The sequence below is a fragment of the Streptomyces sp. NPDC057280 genome (assembly GCF_042668605.1).
Classification (GTDB): Bacteria; Actinomycetota; Actinomycetes; order Streptomycetales; family Streptomycetaceae; genus Streptomyces.
Genome location: NZ_JBHUYR010000006.1, coordinates 44,610 through 62,563 on the forward strand (window position 1 = coordinate 44,610; position 17,954 = coordinate 62,563).

Consider the following 17,954-nt stretch of genomic DNA (forward strand, 5'->3'; position numbering starts at 1 on the left):
ATCGTGCAAGTGCGGGCAAGCATCGTTCTAACGTTCCCGCAGGTCAGGTGGATTGAATGGAATCACCGCACTCCACCACCGACCGAGAGGGCAACCATGATCGCCGACTATGGCTTCAATGCCACCCTGACCGCCAGGCCCGGCATGGGCGACCGACTGGTCGATCTGCTGCTGACCGGCCTGACCGAGGGCAACCCCGGCGCGAGCGAACACTGCGTCGTCTACCTGGTCTCCCGCTCCGCGTCCGATCCCGACGTCGTCCACGTCACCGAGGGTTGGACCAGCGAGGACGACCATCACCGGATCTTCGCCGGTGAGGGCGCCCAGGCCATCGTGGCGCAGATCGACCCGCTGCTGGCCAAGGAACCCGAGTACACCGACTACGTCCCGGTCCGCGGCAAGGCCACCTTCTGAAGCCCGATCAATCCCCCGGCCCGCCGGGTCGGCGCCCGCCGAGGCGGCACCTTCCTCTACCGGCCGTCCGGCACCACCCACGAAAGGCAAACGACCGTGACCATGGCACGCCCCGCCCTGGACCCCGAACTGCGCGAACTCCTGGCCGACATGCCCCTCATGTCCCGTCTTAGCCCGGAAGTCCTCGCTCACCTGCGCCAACTCCCCTCGCCACCCGTCGAATCCCTCCTCGACGACCGACAGGTCGAGCGGCGCGAGATCACCGTGCCCGCCAAGGACGGTGCCCCGATCCCCCTGTCGGTCCTCAGCCCGCCGACCACCGATCGCACCACCGCCGCACCCTGCGTCTACTGGATCCACGGCGGCGGGATGGTCATGGGCGACCGTTTCTCCCAGATCGACATCCCACTGGAGTGGCTCGACCGCTTCGGCGCGGTCGTCGTCTCCGTCGACTACCGGCTCGCACCCGAAGCCACCGGCACCGCCCTCGTCGACGACTGCTACCGGGGACTGCTCTGGGTCGCCGAACACGCCGCCGAACTGAGCATCGACCCCACCCGGATCATCGTCGCGGGCGCCAGCGCGGGAGGCGGCCTCGCCGCCGGCGTCGCCCTGCTGGCCCGCGACCTCGGCAGCCCGGCCCTCGCCGCGCAGGTGTTGATCTGCCCCATGCTCGACCACCGCAACACCAGCACCTCCAGCCGCCAGTACTCCGGCGTGCCGGGCGTCTGGACGGGTGAGATGAACGCGTTCGGATGGGCCTCGGTCCTCGGCGACCTCAGCGACCTCAGCGACGGCGAGGTGTCCGCATACGTCTCGCCGGCACTGGCCGAGGATCTCTCGGGCCTGCCGACCACCTACATCGACACCGGCTCCGCCGAGGTCTTCCGCGACGAGGACACCGACTACGCCACCCGCATCTGGGCAGCGGGCGGGCAGGCCGAACTCCACGTCTGGGCGGGCGGCTTCCACGGCTTCGACGCCCTCTACCCGCAGGCTCACGTCTCGACCACAGCCCGCCGGACCCGCACGGACTGGCTCGCCCGACTCCCGGAACTACGCCGCTGACCATGGCCGGGGGCGATCGACCACGGCTCTCACGGATCGCGGTCGGACCCAGCTGCAAGGATCGGCAGCACCACGCCACCCGGGGGCGGGCCCTCGCCGGGGCCTCTACCTCGCCCGCGCCGCACAGGAGCGAGGCCATCGCCACCCCCGGTACGGACGGCCGCCTCCGTGCCGCAAGCCGGCCTCGGCATCCCTCAGGTCAAGGAAACAAGGGTCTGGTCACTGGCGCCCCGGCAGCCCGCAGGTGTGCGGGACGCGCCCATCGCCGTACGCCGAGCCTGCGAACTGCCGGTGGATCTTGTACAACCATCCGGTGACGTGCGGGGTCTTGAGCTGGTGCGCGGACCGATACAGGGGTCTGTCGCATCACCGCATTCGTGAGCAGGAGGTTCTGTGCGCACCCGCTCGTCTCGTTCTTCCACGGCCGTCTGTGTGGTCCTGGCCGCGACCGCCGCCCTCTCCCCCGCAGCCCTCGCAGGGCCCGCCGCCGCGCAGGCCGCCGGCACGACGCGAGCGGACTTCAACGGTGACGGCGTGGCCGACACCGCCGCAGCCGCGTCGGGGGCCACCGTCGACGGCCGGGAGCGCGCCGGGTCCGTCGCGGTGACGTACGGCAGCCGCACGAAGGCCCTCAAGGACCAGACCCGCCGCGTCTACAGCCAGAACACGCCCGGGGTGCCGGGTTCCGCGGAGCGCGACGACTCCTTCGGTGCCACCCTGACCGCCGCCGACCTCGACGGCGACGGGTTCACCGACCTCGTCGTCGGCACCCCTGGCGAGGCGGTCGGCGACACCGACGACCAGGCGGGCACGCTGACCGTGCTGTGGGGCGCCAAGGACGGTCTGACCGGAGGCACTGTCATCAAGGGCGCCCCGTTCGAACGCCTGGGCGTCGCCCTGACCGCAGGGGACTTCGACGGCGACGGCCACCGCGACCTCGCCACCGGCACCACCGTCGCGTACGGCCCCTTCGGCCGCACCACCGGCCCGGCACACACGGCGGCGATGGACGCCCGTGTGGGCGGCGACGCGGAGGATGTGTGGAACCCACCCGTCCTGGCCGCGGGAGACGTGAACGGCGACGGCCTCGACGACGTCGTCGCCGTCATCTCCCACGGCGAGGACGAACTGCCCTACCACGGCCCCCGTCTGGTCAACTGGTTCCCCGGCTCCACGCACGGCCTCACCACCGGGCGGACCCTGCACGATGCGGCCACCGGTCAGAGCATCGACGGCGGGCGGGACGTCGCCGTCGGCGATCTCGACCGCGACGGCCACGCCGACATCGTCCTGGGACGCGCCGGCGACGAGGACATGCAGGGCACCGAGGATGTCAACGCCGTGGGCGGCGCCGTCGAGATCGTGCGCGGCGGCCCCTCGGGCCCCGACACCACCGTTCCACGCATCCGCTTCGACCAGGACACCGTTGGTGTCCCGGGCACCGGCGAGTACGGCGACGACTGGGGCGCCTCGGTCCGTCTCGGCGACTTCGACGGCGACGGCCGCCTCGACCTCGCCGTCGGAGCACCGGGTGAGGACGTCGGCAGCGCCGCCGACGCCGGCGCGGTGACCCTCCTGCACGGCAGTCCATCCGGCATCACCGCCTCCGGCGCGAAGACGTTCACGCAGAACAGCACGTCGGTGCCCGGTACTTCGGAGCGGTCCGACGCGTTCGGGGCCGCGGTGCATCTGGCGGACACGACCGGTGATGGCCGCGCCGAACTCTGGGTCGGTGCCCCGGGCGAGAACAGCTCCGCGGGCGGCGTCTGGGTACTCAAGGGCGCCTCGCCCGTGCCGACCGGCACCGGTTCCGCCGCCTTCGGCCCGTCGGCACTGGGCCTGGGCACTACGGCCGGCCGCCTCGGCGGCGGTTTCGACCGCTAGGCCATTGCGGTGGGACCGTCCGGTCGCCCGCGCGGGTGCGCGGCGGACCGACATGCGGTGAGACCCGACGAGGCAGGATCTCGCCGGACCGGTGAAGCCCGGCGAGATCCCTGACGGTTCCGCTCAGGAGGTTCCGAAGGCCATGGCCAGTCGGTCCGGCTTGACGGTGATGGCCGTCTCGGCGCGGGGCGGGCGGGAGACGAGACGGAACCGGGGCCAGGCTTCCAGGACGGTCGCGAGGATGATCTGCATCTCGACCCAGGCGAAGTTCTCTCCGATGCACTTGCGGCGGCCGTCCCCGAAGGCGAAGAACGACTCGCGGGTCGAGGGCGTACGGCCGTCGGCCCAGCGGTCGGGGTCGAAGGCGCCGGGGTCGGGGAAGTGGGCCGGGTCGTTCTGGTGGAGGTACGGGCTCCACACGACGTCGGCGCCCCGCGGGATGCGGTGCCCGCCCAGGTCGACGTCCCGGGTGGCGGTCCGGGTCACCATCCAGGCCGGCCCGTATTTGCGGACACCTTCCTGCAGGACCTGTCGGGCATAGGAGAGCTGGTCGAGGTCTTCCTCGCGCAGGGGCCGCCCGGCGCAGACCGTGGCCAGTTCGGCGCGCAGCCGTTCTTCGATCCCGGGGTTCCGGGTGAGCTCGTACAGGGTCCAGGCGAGGGCGGTGGCGGTCGTCTCGATCGCCGCGTTCATGAGGGTGATGGCCTCGTCCTGGAGCTGCTCCCGCGTGAACTGGTCCTCGGCAGCCCTGAGCGTGTCGAACAATCCGGCCTGGTGGGCGGCGGCGGCCTGGTGCGGGCATCCGGCCGCCCCGGTCACGTCTGCGGGCGTCTCGGCCTGCCGGGTGGACCCGTGGTCGATGGCCTGGTCCATGAGGGCGCGCAGCCGGGCGATCCCGCGGGCCTGGGCGCGGTTCGCGGGCAGCGGGAGCCGGGTCACCCAGGGCGGCAGCACGGTCTGCCGGATCGCCCCCTTCATGAGCGCGGGCATGAGCGTGGTGAACTCCCTCTGCAGGTTCGCGGGGAGATCCGCGCCGAAGAGCGCGACGAGGAAGGCGGCAAGCGTGACGTCGTTCATGTCCGCGAACACGTCGCGGTGTTGCCCCTCCTCCCACTCCTCGGCCATGGACCTGGCCTGCTCGATCATGGCCGTGCGGCGGGTGGCGATGTGGGCCTTGTTGAACATGGGCTGCATCAGTCGGCGGTTGCGCAGGTGGGTGTCGCCGTCGCCGATCGTGGCCAGACCGTCGCCGAAGACGTCCCGCAGGACGTCGAAGATCTTTCCTCCTTTGGCGAAGTGCGCTGCCTCGGTGACCAGAACGGTGCGGGTGAGCACGGGATCGGTGACGACGTAGGCGGGGGTCGGCCCCAGACGTATTCGGACGACGCTGCCGTGATCGCGCAGCGATGAGATGAACGGCAGCGGGGTGCGCACCAGATGATGGGCGTGCCCGATAAGCGGGAGCCCGCCAGGAGCGGTCGGAACGGGGGCGGGTGCGGCAGGGGAGGCATTCACAGCCTGGCACTCCTCATGTGGACGTCGATGCGGGCGAGTGTCTTCCCCACATCCGCCAGCGAAATGCCTCAAGTGATCTTTGCGCCGATTCACGGCACTCTTCTTCGACCGGCCTGAGCCACTTGGGGCCGCCCCGCAGGCGCATGCCTCTGGAGAGCGCTTCGGTCGTACGTTCGCACCGCCGGGGCGGGCATCGCGATCAACTGCCTCCGTGCCGCCGGCCATCAGCGAAGCCGCGCGAACATCCGGAATCTGAAATCGCCCTGGGGAGCGCCCCCACCCCTCGCCGCTTGTCCGCGACCTGGTCCGGCTTTCGGCGCGCTCCGGCAGTGGCACTCGCGGCCTGTGACTTCATCGAGTGCCCGCTCCCTCTACCCCGCGAGCCTGTCCAGGACTTCAGCGACCGGGACGGGATCCAGTGGCCCGACGTGTGACGCCCCAGGAAAATCGTGCACCCGGAACCTGTTGCCGGGCGTGAACGCGTCGGCTTCCGCGATCATTCTGTCCTGGAGTGCGGTGGCGATCGTCCGGTCCCTGCCGAAACGGAGGTAGGTGCGGGGAACGCGTCCCCAGCTACCAGCCCGGCCGACCGCTCGGCCCGCATAAGCGGCGACCGGTTCGTCGGTCTGCATGCCGGCCAGTATCCGGCGGAACTCGGCGTCGGAGTAGTCCGCGCAGATCATCTCCTTCAGGACGGCCAGCGCACGGCGGTCGCCGGTCCGGCAGTTCAGCCGTAGGACACCCAGCCGGTCCGGGTCGCCCACCGCCAGCTCGACCGGGCTGACGGCGTCGGCGTTCTCGGGTGCCGCCGTGCAGGCGTCCGCCGTGGGCAGGACGCGGCTGGGACAGAAGGCTGCCATGTAGCACATGTGGTGCAGCAGATGCGGGACGGCATCGCCGACACGGCTGACCGATACGCCACCCAGGCTGTGCCCGACCAGCACCACCGGGCCGTGGCGTGCCGCCCGCCTCACGATGCCCGTGACGCGCGCCTCGTAGTCCTCCAGTCCGAGGCCGTTCAGCGGAGAAGCCTCGACCGCCATCGCTTCGAGGTCCTGTCGCTGATACGACTCCGGCACGAAAGCCTCCGCGCCGTGCCGCGGCTGGTCCACCATGACGACGCGGTGACCGCGCAGCGTCAGCTCCCGCGCGATCGGCATCCAGAACGCGCCGGCGCTGTGGGTACCGTGCACCAGCACGTAGGTGGTGAGCCCGCGACGCGGGTCCGCTGCGGCCGGCGCGGTTCCGAGCCCGGTGGCCAGTGCCGTGCCCCCTAGCGCGAGTCCCAGCCCACGCAATGCCATCCGCCTGGTGGCACCCGTTCGTTGTTCGTGCGTGTCATCCATCATGACCACGACGCTACGAACGGCCCGCTTCGCCGACCAGCGGTCCAACACCACCGCAGAGGTGGACCCGACAACACCTTCTCCTGTTGCCATGCGGCCCACCGCAGCCGTTGCGGCGGGTCACTGGGAGCCTGTGGCCACCAGTCTGGCGGTGATGGGTTCGAGCTCGGTGATCAGTTCGTCGAGTTCGGCGGGGGTCAGGCAGTCGTACGGCGGTGCGGCCAACTCGTCCGTGAGGGTTTCGATGCGTTGTTTGGTCTCGCGGCCCGCGTCGGTGAAGTGGTCGTCGGCGTCGATGAGTCCGCGTTCGCGCAGGCCGTCCATGACCACGGCCAGGCGCGCTTTCGGCAGGTGATGGATGCGCCCGAACGACTGCGGGGGATGAATGCCCATGTCCAGCGCGGAGAGCACGTGAGCCTCGGTGCCGCCGATGCCTGCCCCGACGAGCGCGGCGATGTGCCCGTCACCGCGGTGCTCGCGCAGCATCGTGGCGGAGTGCCACAGCCGGGCGACGGGGTCGCTCGGCACCGCGAGGGTGCGCATCCCGGCGTACATCACCCGGCCTTCCATGGGCGCGCTCGTAGCGGCCGCGGTGATGAGATCGGCGGCGCGCACCAGCCCCGGGGCCTTGGCCGGCTCATCGCCGAGGATCCGCCGCAGGGAGGCGGTGCTGCCCCGTTCCCGTGCCGCAAGCGACGCCTCCGGCGGGATCGTCTCCCAGGCACTGGGGATGTGCCGCGCGGCTTCCCCGTCCGCGAAGCTGTAGAACGCGGCGTGCACGACCTCGGCCGGCACCCGCCCCAGCGGGGCTGCGCGGCTGGCGAAGTAGCCGTCCCAGTAGGTGCGGTGGCCGAGCGCCGCCAGTTCCTCGTTGCACTCGTCCGCGAAGTAGGTGACCAGGCAGATCGGCTCCCAGAGCTCATACATGCGACGGGCGATGTGAGTCCTCGAGTCCGCGCGCGCCTTACCCATCGGGTTCTCCCTTTCGTCAGGTGTACCGACTTGGACCGCCCCGCACACTCAAACTCATCGGTGCGCCGAGAGCCCGCTCACCGCGCGGACGCAGACCCCCTGCAGCGTGAGACCGGCCGGGCACACGCCGGTACTCCGCTGGAGGAGGGGCAGGTCACGGGCACAGGCCACGGTCGGAGTTGTAGTAGATGTCGATCGAACCGCTCCAGGTCATGCACTGGCCCGGCTCGGGGAGGGCCTTGTACACCGGGCCGGCGTAGGTCGTGTACGAGCCGGCGTCCGTCGCCGTGGAGCTGCTCGTCGGCCAGGTGTCCAGGGTGACTTCCATGAACACGCGGGCACCGGGCTTGTTGCGTACGGTGACGGCGCACCACTGCTTGTCCGCGGAGCTGTAGGCCACGTAGGTGGTCGCTGCCACGGTGGTCCGCGAAGAGTTGATCGGCGTCGACATGAAGACCTCGTACCCGGCGCCGCACGCCCCGTTGTAGGCGCCGGCGGTGGAGGCCGAGGCCGGAGTGGTCGCGGCGAGCGTGCCGCCGAGTGCCAGGACGGCGAGGGCGCCGGCGGTGACTGCCTTGTGGCGGATCGACTTCATGGTGTTCCCCCTGGTGATGTTGTGGCGGGACGGCCGGTCGTTGCCGTCCACGCAGGGTGAGACCGGCATGCTCCACCGACAGTTGTGGGCTTCTTTGTCGCGGTCCTGTCACTAGTGTCACAGGCGTCGTTACGCCGACGACACGCCCCGACCGGCAGTGGAAGTGACGAAGCCCGACGAGGACGCCCGCCTCGCCGTCGAACTCAGTTGTGGGCGCGGAAGGCGCTGGGGCTCACTCCCCGGTGGCGTTTGAAGGCGGCGCTGAATCCGAAGGCGTCGGCGTAGCCGACAGACTTGGCGATCTGAGCGATGGAGGAGTCGGTGTCGGACAGGAGTCCCTCGGCCTCGTCCATACGGCATTCGGTGAGGTAGGTCAGTGGCGGGCGGCCCATGACCTTGGTGAAGTGCTTGGCGAACAGCGCGCGGGAGACGCCGGCTTCGGTGGCGAGCGCCTCTACCGTCCAGCTCCTGGAGGGCCGGGCGTTGAAGGCTTCGAGAGCGGGGGCGAGGATCGGATCGGCCAGGCCGCGATACCAGGCGGGGGCTTCCGAGCCTGCCTGCTCGAACCAGGTACGCAGCGTGCACACCAGGGCCCAGTCCAGCAGTCGGTCCATCAGCGCCTGGGAGCCGGCCGTGCGCTGGGCGGCGTCGGCGGCGGCGGTCTCCAGCCAGGCGCAGACCTCGGTGTCCTCGTTGACGACGAGTACGGGCGGCAAGGCTCGGAGCAGGCGTTCATGGCGATGGCCCGAGGCGCGGTACGCGCCCACGATCAGTGCGGTCGCTCCGTCCGGTTCGTTGCCCCAGCGGATGCCGCCGAGGTCTTCGGCAGTGCATTCGGCGTCCCCTGTGAAGCATGCGATTTCGTACTCGACGTGTGGGCGGTCGGGGGTGTCCGGATGGTCCACGAGGTGGAACGGGTCGGAGCTGCGCACGATGGCCGTGTCCCCGACGCCGACCGGTTGTCGGCTGCCGTCGGGCAGCAGCAGGACGCCTCCGCCGCGCAGCACGCTGACCATGGTGAGCGGGGCGCCGTCGACGAAGCGGATGGTCCAGGGTGCTTCCAGCACGGCGTGGCAGACGACCGAGCCCTCGGCCCGGATGCCGCTGAGCAGCGTACTCAATGGGTCCACGGATACGATCGTAGACGAACTCCTATGCATCAGAGCGTTTCCCCTATGGATCGTCTAATGGATCACGGATGTACTGGACTGGTCGAACTGACCGAGACCAGCCGGGAGAAGACGTGTCGCACCGCAGCAGCGCTGCCAGGACCGCACTTGTCGTCGTCGCACACCATCGGGCCGATTCCCTCACCGCGCACACCGCCCGCCGGACCGCCGCGCGACTCGAGAACGCCGGATACCGCGTCGACCTGCTCGACCTGCACGCCGAGGGGTTCGACCCGCGGATGAACGTGGCGGACCAGCCCGACTGGGGCAACCGGGAGAAGCCGTACTCGGACGAAGTCCAAGCCCATATGCGGCGCGTTCTCGACGCCGATGTCGTCGTCGCCGTGTTCCCCGTGTACTGGCAGAACGTGCCCGCCCTCCTCAAGGGCTGGATCGATCGCGTGTGGAACTACGGGTTCGCCTACGGCCGCAGCAAGCCGCGCCTGGCGGGCAAGCGCATACTGTGGCTGGGCCTGGCCGGCGCCACCTCCGAGGACCCCGTCACCGAGGGAATGCAGGCCCTGCTGGAGACCAATCTGAGCGAGGGCATCGCCTACTACTGCGGGTTCTCCCACTCGTCCGTCGCCCTGCTCCCCGACGCCGAGGAGCGCCCGCAGCGCGTCGATGCCGAGGGCAATCTGCTGGTCGGCGACGCGGTTGCGGGAGCCGAGCGCGAGGCGCAGTATGCCGAGTTCGACCGTCGCGCGCAGAAGGCCGTGGAAGAGTTCCTAGCGGCGGAGTTGGCGACGGCCTGAGGACAGACACCGGCTCCCACCCGACGGGGTGATCCTCAGCCCGCACCCGATCGATAAGACGGCCCGCATCAACGAAGCGGCGATGCGGGCCGCACGGCACGTGGCTCTTCTCACCACCGGGGGCTGTCACGGGCAACGGCTCATCGGCGGTGCGGTGAACAACCCATCCGGCACCAGCCGCTCGACAATCCCCACGACCTGTCGCGCCTACGACTCCCTCGAGCAGGCGGTCTCAGTCCAGGTCGCCTGAAGGTCACGGCAGACAATCGTGAGAGTGCCGTCCCAGCAGGCGATTTCGTGGCTGCAGCCATCCTCGTGCGGCAGGATCTCGTCGAGAATCAGAGCCCCGAGGTCCGTCCCTCGGCCGTTGCCGACGGGGTCGATGGTGTAGCTCGACACCCCTGCGTAGCGGATCAGCAGGTCTTCGTCATGCTTGCAGCAACTGTGCTGGAACTCGACCTCCATCGCCTCACCACCGGCGCCCCGGGCAGCCCGAATGGTCAGGTCCTTGACACATCGTCTGCTCCGAAAGTCGTAGTGGTCCGCGTCCGTGGCGAAAGCCCGGGCGCCTGGCGGCAGGTCACCGGAGATCGAGGGTAGGCAGCTCAGGTAGCGAGACGGGTCCAAGACCCCTGACACGTCACCGACCTGCGCATCGAGACTGACGTACTGCATCGAATCGCGCCCCCGCTCATGTCTTCCACTGGCCGGCGAATCGTCGCACAGGCTGACCAAATGAGACGACGTCCAAAGAGCTGGTCACGCGGTCTGGCGGACACCTGCGAAATCTGCCGGAGTGCTGCCTGAATGGGCGCGCGTCGTCACGCCTGCTCATAAGGGAAGTCACTGGACTTCATCCCAGACGTCACCGCCGTAAGCCCAGGTCCACAGCCATGTGCGTAGTGAGGCGGTGGCGTGGCGAAGGCCGTCATGAGGGCCTTCGTCGGCGGTGTAACCGTCGGCGTCGTAGAGAAGCACTGGGTTGTCGACTGCGCTCAATGAGACATGCCATTCCATCGTGCAGCCGCCGTAGGTGAGAAAGAGCCACGATGGTGGCATGCCCTCTGATCGGTTGCGTTCGTGGATGCTGGCCGCGCACGGCCAATCGCGAACGTGCCCTGGGGCCCGGTTGCCGTCGGTCAGGGAGGCAAGCCCGCCATCGGGTCCGAATCCTCCGTTGGCGACCTCGGAGTAGAGGCGCCGAAGGAGCTCAGGGAGACGTCGTCCGATTCTGTGCTCTGCCTTCTCGACGTCCGACAGGGAGATCGGAGGGAACAGCGGCCCGCGAGGAGCGTCGGCGTAGTAGTCGGCCACTTCCTCGGTCTCGGCCTTGAGCTCAACCGTGCCGTCATTGCCATACGAAACGATGTCGTCTTGTATCCGGTCCAACCGGGGCTTGCCATAACGCTCGATGATCCACGCGACAGGGACGTCCGCGCGGTCGAATCGCAGGCCCGGATCCCATGCCCGAGCCTGCAGAGCTTTGATCAACGCGTCGTCGTCCGCCTCTTGCCTGGTCTCCGGACGGGGCTCATGGCGGAGTGGCACAGGTACGCCATGGGGAGAAGAGGTCACGTGTCAGGAGCCTACTGCTGCACGTCCACTGCTTTCAGAAGCCGTCGGAGGCAGATGATCCCGCAGGCGGGTTCGAGCATGCCTTGATGGGGGTCGGCTCGTCGCTCATAGCGGGTGCGGAGTCGTTCATAGCCCCGGTCCCCGTCGGGGTTCCGTGACGGTCGACGATCAAGCGGTTCTCGGATCCAGCAGGCCGGCGCGGCGCGGTTCGGTCGGCAGGTCGGTGTGCAGGTGTGGGCAGACGCCGGCCTCGGTACAGTCCGGCAGCCGGCGCCAGGCCGTCACCCCGGGGCGGCCCACGCCAGGCGGCCTCTCCAGCACCACAGGTGGAGCCCCTGGGGCCGGCTTGCCGTCAAGCTTCGGGTGTCAGTCGAGGTAGTTCGCGCGCCCTTCGTCGTCGAGTCCGAAGGGGCCCTCAGGGATGACGCAGAACTCATTGCCCTCAGGGTCCGCCATCACCAGGAACCCGCCGTCGTCGTACTTCTCCAGCCTGCGCCCGCCGAGGGCCTCGATCCGTTGCTGCTCGGCGGCGGGGTCGGGAGAGGTGACGTCGAAGTGCATCCGGTTCTTGCCTGACTTGGGTTCGGCGGTCCGCTGAAAGCCCAGACCCAGGTCGTTCTCCCGCCGCAGCCACACGTAGGGGCCCGTGCGGCCCACGACCGGCCTGCCGAGCAGCTCGGACCAGAAAGCAGCGAGTCGCTCGGGGTCCGTGGCATCGACGATGAGGGCATTGATCTGCATGGATGAGTCCGCCATGGGTCGATCCTCTCAAACCCCCTCGTCAGGGTCGCCCGAAAGCCTCGGCGCCCCTCAGCCGAGAGTCGTAGAACGCCAGATGGCGTTCCGCAGCGGTGGTCCAGGTGTGGCGGGCTGCGAGTCGGCGGCCCTTCTCCCTGCGCCTGGGGGTGTCGTCCGTGAGCGCGGCGCCGAGCTCGGCGGCCAGGTCCTGGCACGTGGTCGCGAAACGGGCGGCGGTGTCGAACACCTCGCGCAGGACGGGCAGATCGCGGACGACCAGCGGAACTCCCGCGGCGAGTGCCTCCATCGCGGCAAGTCCGAAGCCCTCCTTGACGGAGGGGAAGGCGAAAGCGGAGGCGGCGGCCACCAGGGGTGGCAGCTCGTCCTCGGCGACCTGACCCAAGACAACGGGTTCGACGCGGAGTTCGGCTGCGCGGGCCTCCCAGCGGGCTCGGTAGTCGCGGTAGTCGAAGAGGGTCTCGCCGCCCGCGATCACCAGCCGTACGTCCGGGTGGGCGGAGCGCAGCAGGGCGTAAGCCTCCAGCAGGTCCAGCGAGCCCTTGCGGGGTTCGATGCCGCCGACGGTGAGGACGTAACGCCCCAGACGGGCACGCCAGTTCGCGCGGGCGGCCGGCTCGGTGGTGGCGAAACGGTCGTAGGCCACTCCGTTGGGGATGACCGCCGCCTCGATGCCCCAGCCGTCGGCCAGTTCCGTGGCGACGGCGGCCGATACACAGATGTGCGCGTACGGCTCGACGATGGCCCGCTCGTGGCAGGCGGCCAGTTCGGGGGTGGTGAAGTGGTCGATGTGGTGGACCGTGCGCACGCACCGGCCGCCGACCGCGTTGGCGCTGATGCAGTCCTGGGCGTGGACGATGTCGTACGCCGCCGCGAACGACTCGAAGGCTCTGCCCAGGACGGCGATGGAACGCAGGATGCGTTCGCCTACCGTTTCCTCGGGCGGGCCGTCCGGGAACGCCACGATCCGCAGGCGCACAGCGGTGTCGACCGGACGGAAGAAGCCAGCGTCTCCGCCGCGGCCCAGCGTCCACACCGTGACGTCCTGCCCGGCCGCGGTGAGCGCCTCGGCGAGGGCGAGGGTGTGGACGACGCCGCCGCGCGGCTTGGTGGAGTAGCTCAGCAGAGCGATCTTCACGACGGGTCCTCCCGGTAGGTGTCGGGACGGCGTTCGTCGAGGTGGCGCAGGATGCGGCGGGCGCGCTCGATCTCCTCGGCGACGTCGATCTCGGCGACCGCGAGGCCGGCCTTGGACCAGGTGCGGGCGAGGATGTCACCGCCCGGGCCGACCACCTTGGACTGGCCGAGGAACCGCATTCCGCCCATGGCGCCGGTCTGGTTGGAGGAGGCGAGGACGACCTGGTTCTCGGCGGCGCGGGCCTGGTCGTACAGGTCGAAGAGCTTGGCCTGGCGGTCCTGGGCCATGCGCGGGGCGCGGTTGGTGATCGACGTGGGCCAGGCGGAGAGGCAGGCGAGGATCTCCGCGCCGTCCAACGCCAGAGAACGGGCCGACTCGGGGAACGTCTTGTCGTAGTCGATGAGCATGCCGATGCGGCCGACGGGGGTGTCGAAGGCGTCGAAGCGGTCACCGGGTGCGTAGGCGGCGACCTCGCCGGCCGGCAGGTGGACCTTGCGGTGGCGGCCGAGGACCCCGTCGCCGCTGACGCAGACCGCGGCGTTGTAACGCTCGTCGCCGCCGTCCTCGCAGTAACCGAGGCAGACCACCATCTCGGCGGCCAGGCGGGCCACTTGGAGGATCAGCGGGTCGTCAGGCTTCAGGGCCGGCGGCAGGGCGTCGGGGTCCGGGTGGCGCAGGTCGGCGAGGTAGCCGCCGAGCGCGGCGTCGGGCAGGACCAGCAGACCGGCGCCGGAGGCGCGGGCATCGTCGATGAGCTTGGCGATGCGGGCCAGGTCGAACTCCAGGTCGCGGCCGAAGTGGGCGGCAGCAGCCGCGATCCGGATCGTGCTCATGGGCTGACTGCTCCTGTGGGTACGTCGTAGGTCTCGGGCCGTCGGTCGCGCAGGTGCCCCATCGACCGGCGGGCGGTCTCCAGTGCCTGTGCGACGTCCAGTTCGGCGACGGCGACGCCGGCGGCGACGCCCGTGTCGGCGAGGATCTCGCCACCGGGGTCGACGACCTTGGCGCTGCCGACGAAGCGTAGCGACCCGAACGTGCCCGACTGGTTGGCCGACAGCCACACGATCTGGTTCTCCAGCGCGCGGGCCCGGTCGAAGAGGTCGAAGCGGCGTTTCCAGCGGTCGTTGACGAGGTCCGCGGCCGCGTTCGTACGGGATCCGGGCCAGGCGGAGACACAGACCCCGATCTCGGCGCCGTCGAGCGCGAGCGCGCGGGCGGACTCCGGGAAGGCCTTGTCGTAGCAGATCATCATGCCGATCCGGCCGACCGGGGTGTCGAAGGCGTCGAAGCGGTCCCCGGAGGCATAGCTGGCGTCCTCGCTGAGGGGCTGGTGGACCTTGCGGTGGTTGCCGAGGACGCCGTCGCCGGTGACGCAGACGACGCTGTTGTAGCGGGCTTCCCCGGCCGCTTCGCAGTATCCGGCGACGACCGTCATCTCCCCGGCCAGGGAGGCCAGTCGGCGGATCTCGGGGCCGTCGAGGGCGAGCGCGGGCGGGCCCTCGTCGAGTTCGGCGGAGTCGTCGAGGCTGAGCAGATACCCGCCGAGGCATGCTTCGGGCAGCGCCAGCAGGCGTACGCCCTCCTCCCGGGCTTCCTTGATCAGCCGTTCGGCGAGCTGGAAGTCCTCCTCCAGGTCGCGGCCGAACTCGGCGGCGACGGCGGCCATGCGCAGGGTGCTCATGCGGCGGTCCCCATCCCGGTCACGGTGGACATGACCGCTTCGGTGATCTCTCCGTCGGGCCAGCGCAGCCCGACGCCTTCTCCTTCGGTGAGCTCCCCGCACACCGCACCCGTGGCGGGTCCGGCGGGCAGGGGCGGTGCGCCCGGTTCGTCGGCCGTGAGCATCGCGAAGCCCGGGAAACAGGTGAACCAGTCCCCCACCGTCGCCGTCTCCGGCCGGGGTACGGCGGCCACGTCGAGCACCGCACGGCAGCCGCTCGCCTCGGCGAGCATGCCGAGGGTGCCGGCGATGCCTGCCATCGACACGTCCTTGGCGGCGGCAGGCTGTGCGGCGGCCACCGCGCCGGTCATGGTGCGCAGTTCGTCCGTACGGCGGTGGCTGGTCGAGTCCCACTGACGGCCCCGGTAGCCCCGGCGCCAGCTCCCGCCGAGGTCGGCGGTGAGGCGTACGGCGTGTCCGGGGCGGCCGCCACCACCGGGCACCGGCCGGCCCGTGCGGCCGAGCGCGGTCACCGACAGGGCGGCCGGGACGCCGAGTTGGGTGTGTCCGCCGAGCACCGGGATGTCGTACGCCTTTGCGGCGCTGGTCAGTCCGGTCAGTACGCGGGCGGCGTGTGCGGCGTCGCGGGCGCCGACCGCGTCCAGCAGTCCGAGCGGGGCTGCGCCCATCGCGGCGAGGTCGTTGGCGTTCACGAGGACCGCGCACCAGCCCCCCCACTCGGGGTCCCGTTCGACCATGGACGGCACGATCGCGTCGCAGGCAGCGATCACGTCAGTGCCGGGTACGGGGGCGCCGTCGTCACCGATGAAGCCCGGGGGCGCGGCCAGCGCGGTGAGGAGGGGCCCGAGGGGGGACTTCGTCGCCGCCGCGAGGGCGGCGATGCGGCCGATCCGCCACCGCATGAGGACGTGCGGAGCGCCCGCGACCGTCGTGTCCCGCACCCGCTGCCAGCCGAGCCGCCGGAACAGCACCTCGTTGCGCGCCTGGACGGTCGCATCGAAGCGCAGCACGCCCTCCGCCTCGGCACGGGCGCAGGCGGCCCGGACGAGAGCCGCGCCGATGCCGTGCGGGCCGCGGGCCCGGCGGGCGACAACCAAGCGCCCGCCCTGCCACCAGCCGAGGTCGGGGCCGTCGTCGACCGGGCCGAGGCGCACCCCGCCGACCACGGTGCCCTCGGGGTCCTTCGCGACCAGGACCACGGTGCGTGGGTCGGTGTCGTGGTCGTCCAGGTCGTGGTGGGCGAAGAGTTGCTGCTCCTGGACGAAGGCGGCGCGGCGCAGCTCCCGGTAGGCGGTCATGTCCGCCGTGCCGTCCGCCTCCTCGATGTGGAAGGCGGGTCGGCGGGCGAGTGTGCTGCGGTCGCCCAGCAGGGCCAGGATGTCCTGCGGATCGTCCACGGCCGCCACGGTCACGGAACCGTCGAGGTTCACGGCGCTCACCCGCCCGCTGTCCGAAGGACGCTGCAGGCGCCGCACGCCGCACAGCCGGCCTTCTGGTCGGCGCCGCTCATCCCGGCGGCACGCAGCTTCGCGGCGACGCCCTCGGTGACGTACGTCAGGAGTTCCGTGCTCGGTGCACGGACGCCGTCGCGGGCGGCGAGAGTGCCGCTCATCGGGCGGAACGGGACGACGAAGGGATACACCCCGCGGTCGATCAACTCGCCTGCCCCCGCGATCAGTTCGTCGGGGTCTTCGCCGAGTCCGACGAGGAGGTAGGTGGACACGCGGTTCGGTCCGAAGACGCGCACCGCCTCGTCCCACGCGGCCTCGTAGTCGGCCAGCGGGACCGTCGACTTGCCGGGCATCCAGCGTCGGCGCACCGCGTCGTCGAGGGACTCGACGTGGATGCCGATGGCGGTGGCCCCGGCGTCGTGCAGGGCGTGGATCCAGGCGAGGTCGCCGGGCGGTTCGCACTGCACCTGGATCGGCAGGCCGGGCACGGCCGCCAGCACCGCCCGAACGGACCGTACGAGGGTGCGGGCGCCGCGGTCTGGTCCGGTGGTGGTGCCGGTGGTCATCACCATCTGCCGTACGCCGTCGAGCCGTACGGCGGCTTCGGCGACCTCGGCGAGCTGTGCCGGGGTCTTGGCGGCCACGGTGGCGCCGGAGCGCAGGGACTCCTCGATGGTGCAGAAGCGGCAGCGGTCGGACTCGGCGTAGCGGATGCAGGTCTGTACGACGGTGGTGGCGAGGACGTCCGAGCCGTGCAGGCGGGCGATCTGTTCGTACCGGATGCCGTCGGCGGTGGTCAGGTCGTAGAACTTGGGTCGTTGGACGGAGGTGAGGGAGATTCCGGTGTCCTCGTCGCCGAGCCACACCCTGCCGTCGCGCACGGAGTAGGGACTGTGGGGGTTGCGTGGGAGCGCGGCGTTGGCACCGTCGACGAGGACGTGTCCGTCGTCGCTGGGCCCCGCGCCGTCCGGCCGCCGCACGGGCGCGTCCGACGCGACGCCGCGCAGGGCGAGTTCGGCGCGGGTCATGATCCGCACGTCCACCGCCGTACCGCTGTTCCCGGTGCCAACGCTCACGTCGTGCTCCCTACAGCTGGTAGGTGGAGTTGATGATGGCGCCCTTGCGCGCGTAGTGGATCAGCGCGTCCTGGACGTCGAGGGGGTGGGTGGGGATGACGCCCTCGATGAGGTCCTCCTCGCGGGCGCCGTGCAGGGACAGGCCGAAGCGGCAGCAGAAGACCTTGCCGCCCTCGGCGATGAACGTCTTGAGCTGGTTGTTGATGTTGTGCTCGCCGGGGAAGGCGGAGTTGCCGGTGGTCGGGAAGCCGCGGGTGGCGAGGCAGTTGAGCGAGCCGGGGCCGTAGAAGTAGATCGCGGTCTCGAAGCCCTTGCGCAGGGCGCGGGTGGCCTGGAGGACGGCGACGAAGGAGACCGAGGACTCGTGGGCGATGCCGTGGACGAGGGTGAAGTAGGTCTCGCCGTTCTCGGCCTGGTAGTCGGGGAAGACCTTGGTGGAGCCGTAGATGCTGGTGCCCTCGGGGAGCGAGGGGTGCGGGATCTCGTCGAGGGACTTCTGCTCGACGTCGGAGAGTTCGGCGGTGACGGCGGATTCGGACATGGCTGTCTCCTTGTGCGG

At 70.4% G+C, this 17,954-nt stretch carries 18 protein-coding genes; 4 read left to right on the forward strand and 14 right to left on the reverse strand.

Translation table 11 applies throughout. The annotated features are described in order from the left end of the window. Positions 1-96 precede the first annotated feature (96 nt). The 3 genes from ACFUO4_RS30260 (at position 97) to ACFUO4_RS30270 (ending at position 3,366) form a co-directional block, all read left to right on the forward strand. Positions 97-414 (forward strand): putative quinol monooxygenase, encoded by a 318-nt coding sequence (locus tag ACFUO4_RS30260; protein ID WP_079307888.1) that lies wholly within the window; start codon positions 97-99, stop codon positions 412-414. A gap of 96 nt (positions 415-510) precedes the next feature. Beyond that, complete coding sequence (locus ACFUO4_RS30265; protein WP_383490831.1) at positions 511-1,482, forward strand: alpha/beta hydrolase; 972 nt, start codon at positions 511-513, stop codon at positions 1,480-1,482. 393 nt (positions 1,483-1,875) lie between these two features. Next, entirely contained in the window at positions 1,876-3,366 is a 1,491-nt protein-coding gene (locus ACFUO4_RS30270) for an FG-GAP and VCBS repeat-containing protein (RefSeq protein WP_383490833.1), read from the forward strand. A gap of 123 nt (positions 3,367-3,489) precedes the next feature. Here ACFUO4_RS30270 and ACFUO4_RS30275 read toward each other — a convergent pair whose 3' ends face one another. From ACFUO4_RS30275 to ACFUO4_RS30295, 5 genes are all read right to left on the reverse strand, one after another. Beyond that, on the reverse strand, positions 3,490-4,881 hold the full coding sequence (locus tag ACFUO4_RS30275) for a cytochrome P450 (RefSeq protein ID WP_383490835.1): 1,392 nt from the start codon (positions 4,879-4,881) through the stop codon (positions 3,490-3,492). A gap of 371 nt (positions 4,882-5,252) precedes the next feature. Beyond that, positions 5,253-6,185: an alpha/beta hydrolase gene (locus ACFUO4_RS30280; RefSeq protein ID WP_383490837.1), complete on the reverse strand. Its 933-nt coding sequence runs from the start codon at positions 6,183-6,185 to the stop codon at positions 5,253-5,255. 162 nt (positions 6,186-6,347) lie between these two features. Further along, positions 6,348-7,154, reverse strand: a complete 807-nt coding sequence (locus ACFUO4_RS30285) for a MarR family transcriptional regulator (protein WP_383490839.1) — start codon at positions 7,152-7,154, stop codon at positions 6,348-6,350. A 199-nt stretch (positions 7,155-7,353) separates the two neighbouring features. After that, complete coding sequence (locus ACFUO4_RS30290; RefSeq protein ID WP_383490841.1) at positions 7,354-7,863, reverse strand: hypothetical protein; 510 nt, start codon at positions 7,861-7,863, stop codon at positions 7,354-7,356. A gap of 134 nt (positions 7,864-7,997) precedes the next feature. Further along, positions 7,998-8,933, reverse strand: coding sequence for an AraC family transcriptional regulator (locus ACFUO4_RS30295; RefSeq protein WP_383491559.1), 936 nt, complete (start codon positions 8,931-8,933; stop codon positions 7,998-8,000). Positions 8,934-8,992: 59 nt separating this feature from the next. Here ACFUO4_RS30295 and ACFUO4_RS30300 point away from each other — a divergent pair, with 59 nt between their 5' ends. Then, the gene (locus tag ACFUO4_RS30300; protein WP_383490843.1) at positions 8,993-9,718 is read left to right on the forward strand and encodes an NAD(P)H oxidoreductase; all 726 of its coding nucleotides are present in this window, start codon (positions 8,993-8,995) and stop codon (positions 9,716-9,718) included. A gap of 207 nt (positions 9,719-9,925) precedes the next feature. Here ACFUO4_RS30300 and ACFUO4_RS30305 read toward each other — a convergent pair whose 3' ends face one another. From ACFUO4_RS30305 to ACFUO4_RS30345, 9 genes are all read right to left on the reverse strand, one after another. After that, complete coding sequence (locus ACFUO4_RS30305; protein ID WP_383490845.1) at positions 9,926-10,183, reverse strand: hypothetical protein; 258 nt, start codon at positions 10,181-10,183, stop codon at positions 9,926-9,928. A gap of 378 nt (positions 10,184-10,561) precedes the next feature. Then, positions 10,562-11,293 carry a hypothetical protein gene (locus ACFUO4_RS30310; RefSeq protein WP_383490847.1) on the reverse strand — a complete coding sequence of 244 codons (732 nt, stop codon included), beginning with the start codon at positions 11,291-11,293 and terminating at the stop codon, positions 10,562-10,564. A 366-nt stretch (positions 11,294-11,659) separates the two neighbouring features. Beyond that, complete coding sequence (locus ACFUO4_RS30315; protein ID WP_383490849.1) at positions 11,660-12,049, reverse strand: VOC family protein; 390 nt, start codon at positions 12,047-12,049, stop codon at positions 11,660-11,662. A 25-nt stretch (positions 12,050-12,074) separates the two neighbouring features. Then, on the reverse strand, positions 12,075-13,187 hold the full coding sequence (locus ACFUO4_RS30320; protein WP_383490851.1) for an MSMEG_0565 family glycosyltransferase: 1,113 nt from the start codon (positions 13,185-13,187) through the stop codon (positions 12,075-12,077). Then, positions 13,184-14,020 carry a carbon-nitrogen hydrolase family protein gene (locus ACFUO4_RS30325; protein ID WP_383490853.1) on the reverse strand — a complete coding sequence of 279 codons (837 nt, stop codon included), beginning with the start codon at positions 14,018-14,020 and terminating at the stop codon, positions 13,184-13,186. The genes ACFUO4_RS30320 and ACFUO4_RS30325 overlap by 4 nt, the downstream gene beginning before the upstream one ends. Continuing rightward, positions 14,017-14,868 carry a carbon-nitrogen hydrolase family protein gene (locus ACFUO4_RS30330; protein WP_383490855.1) on the reverse strand — a complete coding sequence of 284 codons (852 nt, stop codon included), beginning with the start codon at positions 14,866-14,868 and terminating at the stop codon, positions 14,017-14,019. The genes ACFUO4_RS30325 and ACFUO4_RS30330 overlap by 4 nt, the downstream gene beginning before the upstream one ends. After that, positions 14,865-16,307, reverse strand: a complete 1,443-nt coding sequence (locus ACFUO4_RS30335; RefSeq protein ID WP_383490857.1) for an MSMEG_0567/sll0787 family protein — start codon at positions 16,305-16,307, stop codon at positions 14,865-14,867. The genes ACFUO4_RS30330 and ACFUO4_RS30335 overlap by 4 nt, the downstream gene beginning before the upstream one ends. Beyond that, positions 16,304-17,395: an MSMEG_0568 family radical SAM protein gene (locus tag ACFUO4_RS30340; protein WP_383490859.1), complete on the reverse strand. Its 1,092-nt coding sequence runs from the start codon at positions 17,393-17,395 to the stop codon at positions 16,304-16,306. Before ACFUO4_RS30340 ends, ACFUO4_RS30335 begins: the two co-directional genes overlap by 4 nt. A 10-nt stretch (positions 17,396-17,405) precedes the next feature. Next, the gene (locus ACFUO4_RS30345) at positions 17,406-17,936 is read right to left on the reverse strand and encodes an MSMEG_0572/Sll0783 family nitrogen starvation response protein (protein ID WP_079307909.1); all 531 of its coding nucleotides are present in this window, start codon (positions 17,934-17,936) and stop codon (positions 17,406-17,408) included. Positions 17,937-17,954: the final 18 nt, after the last annotated feature.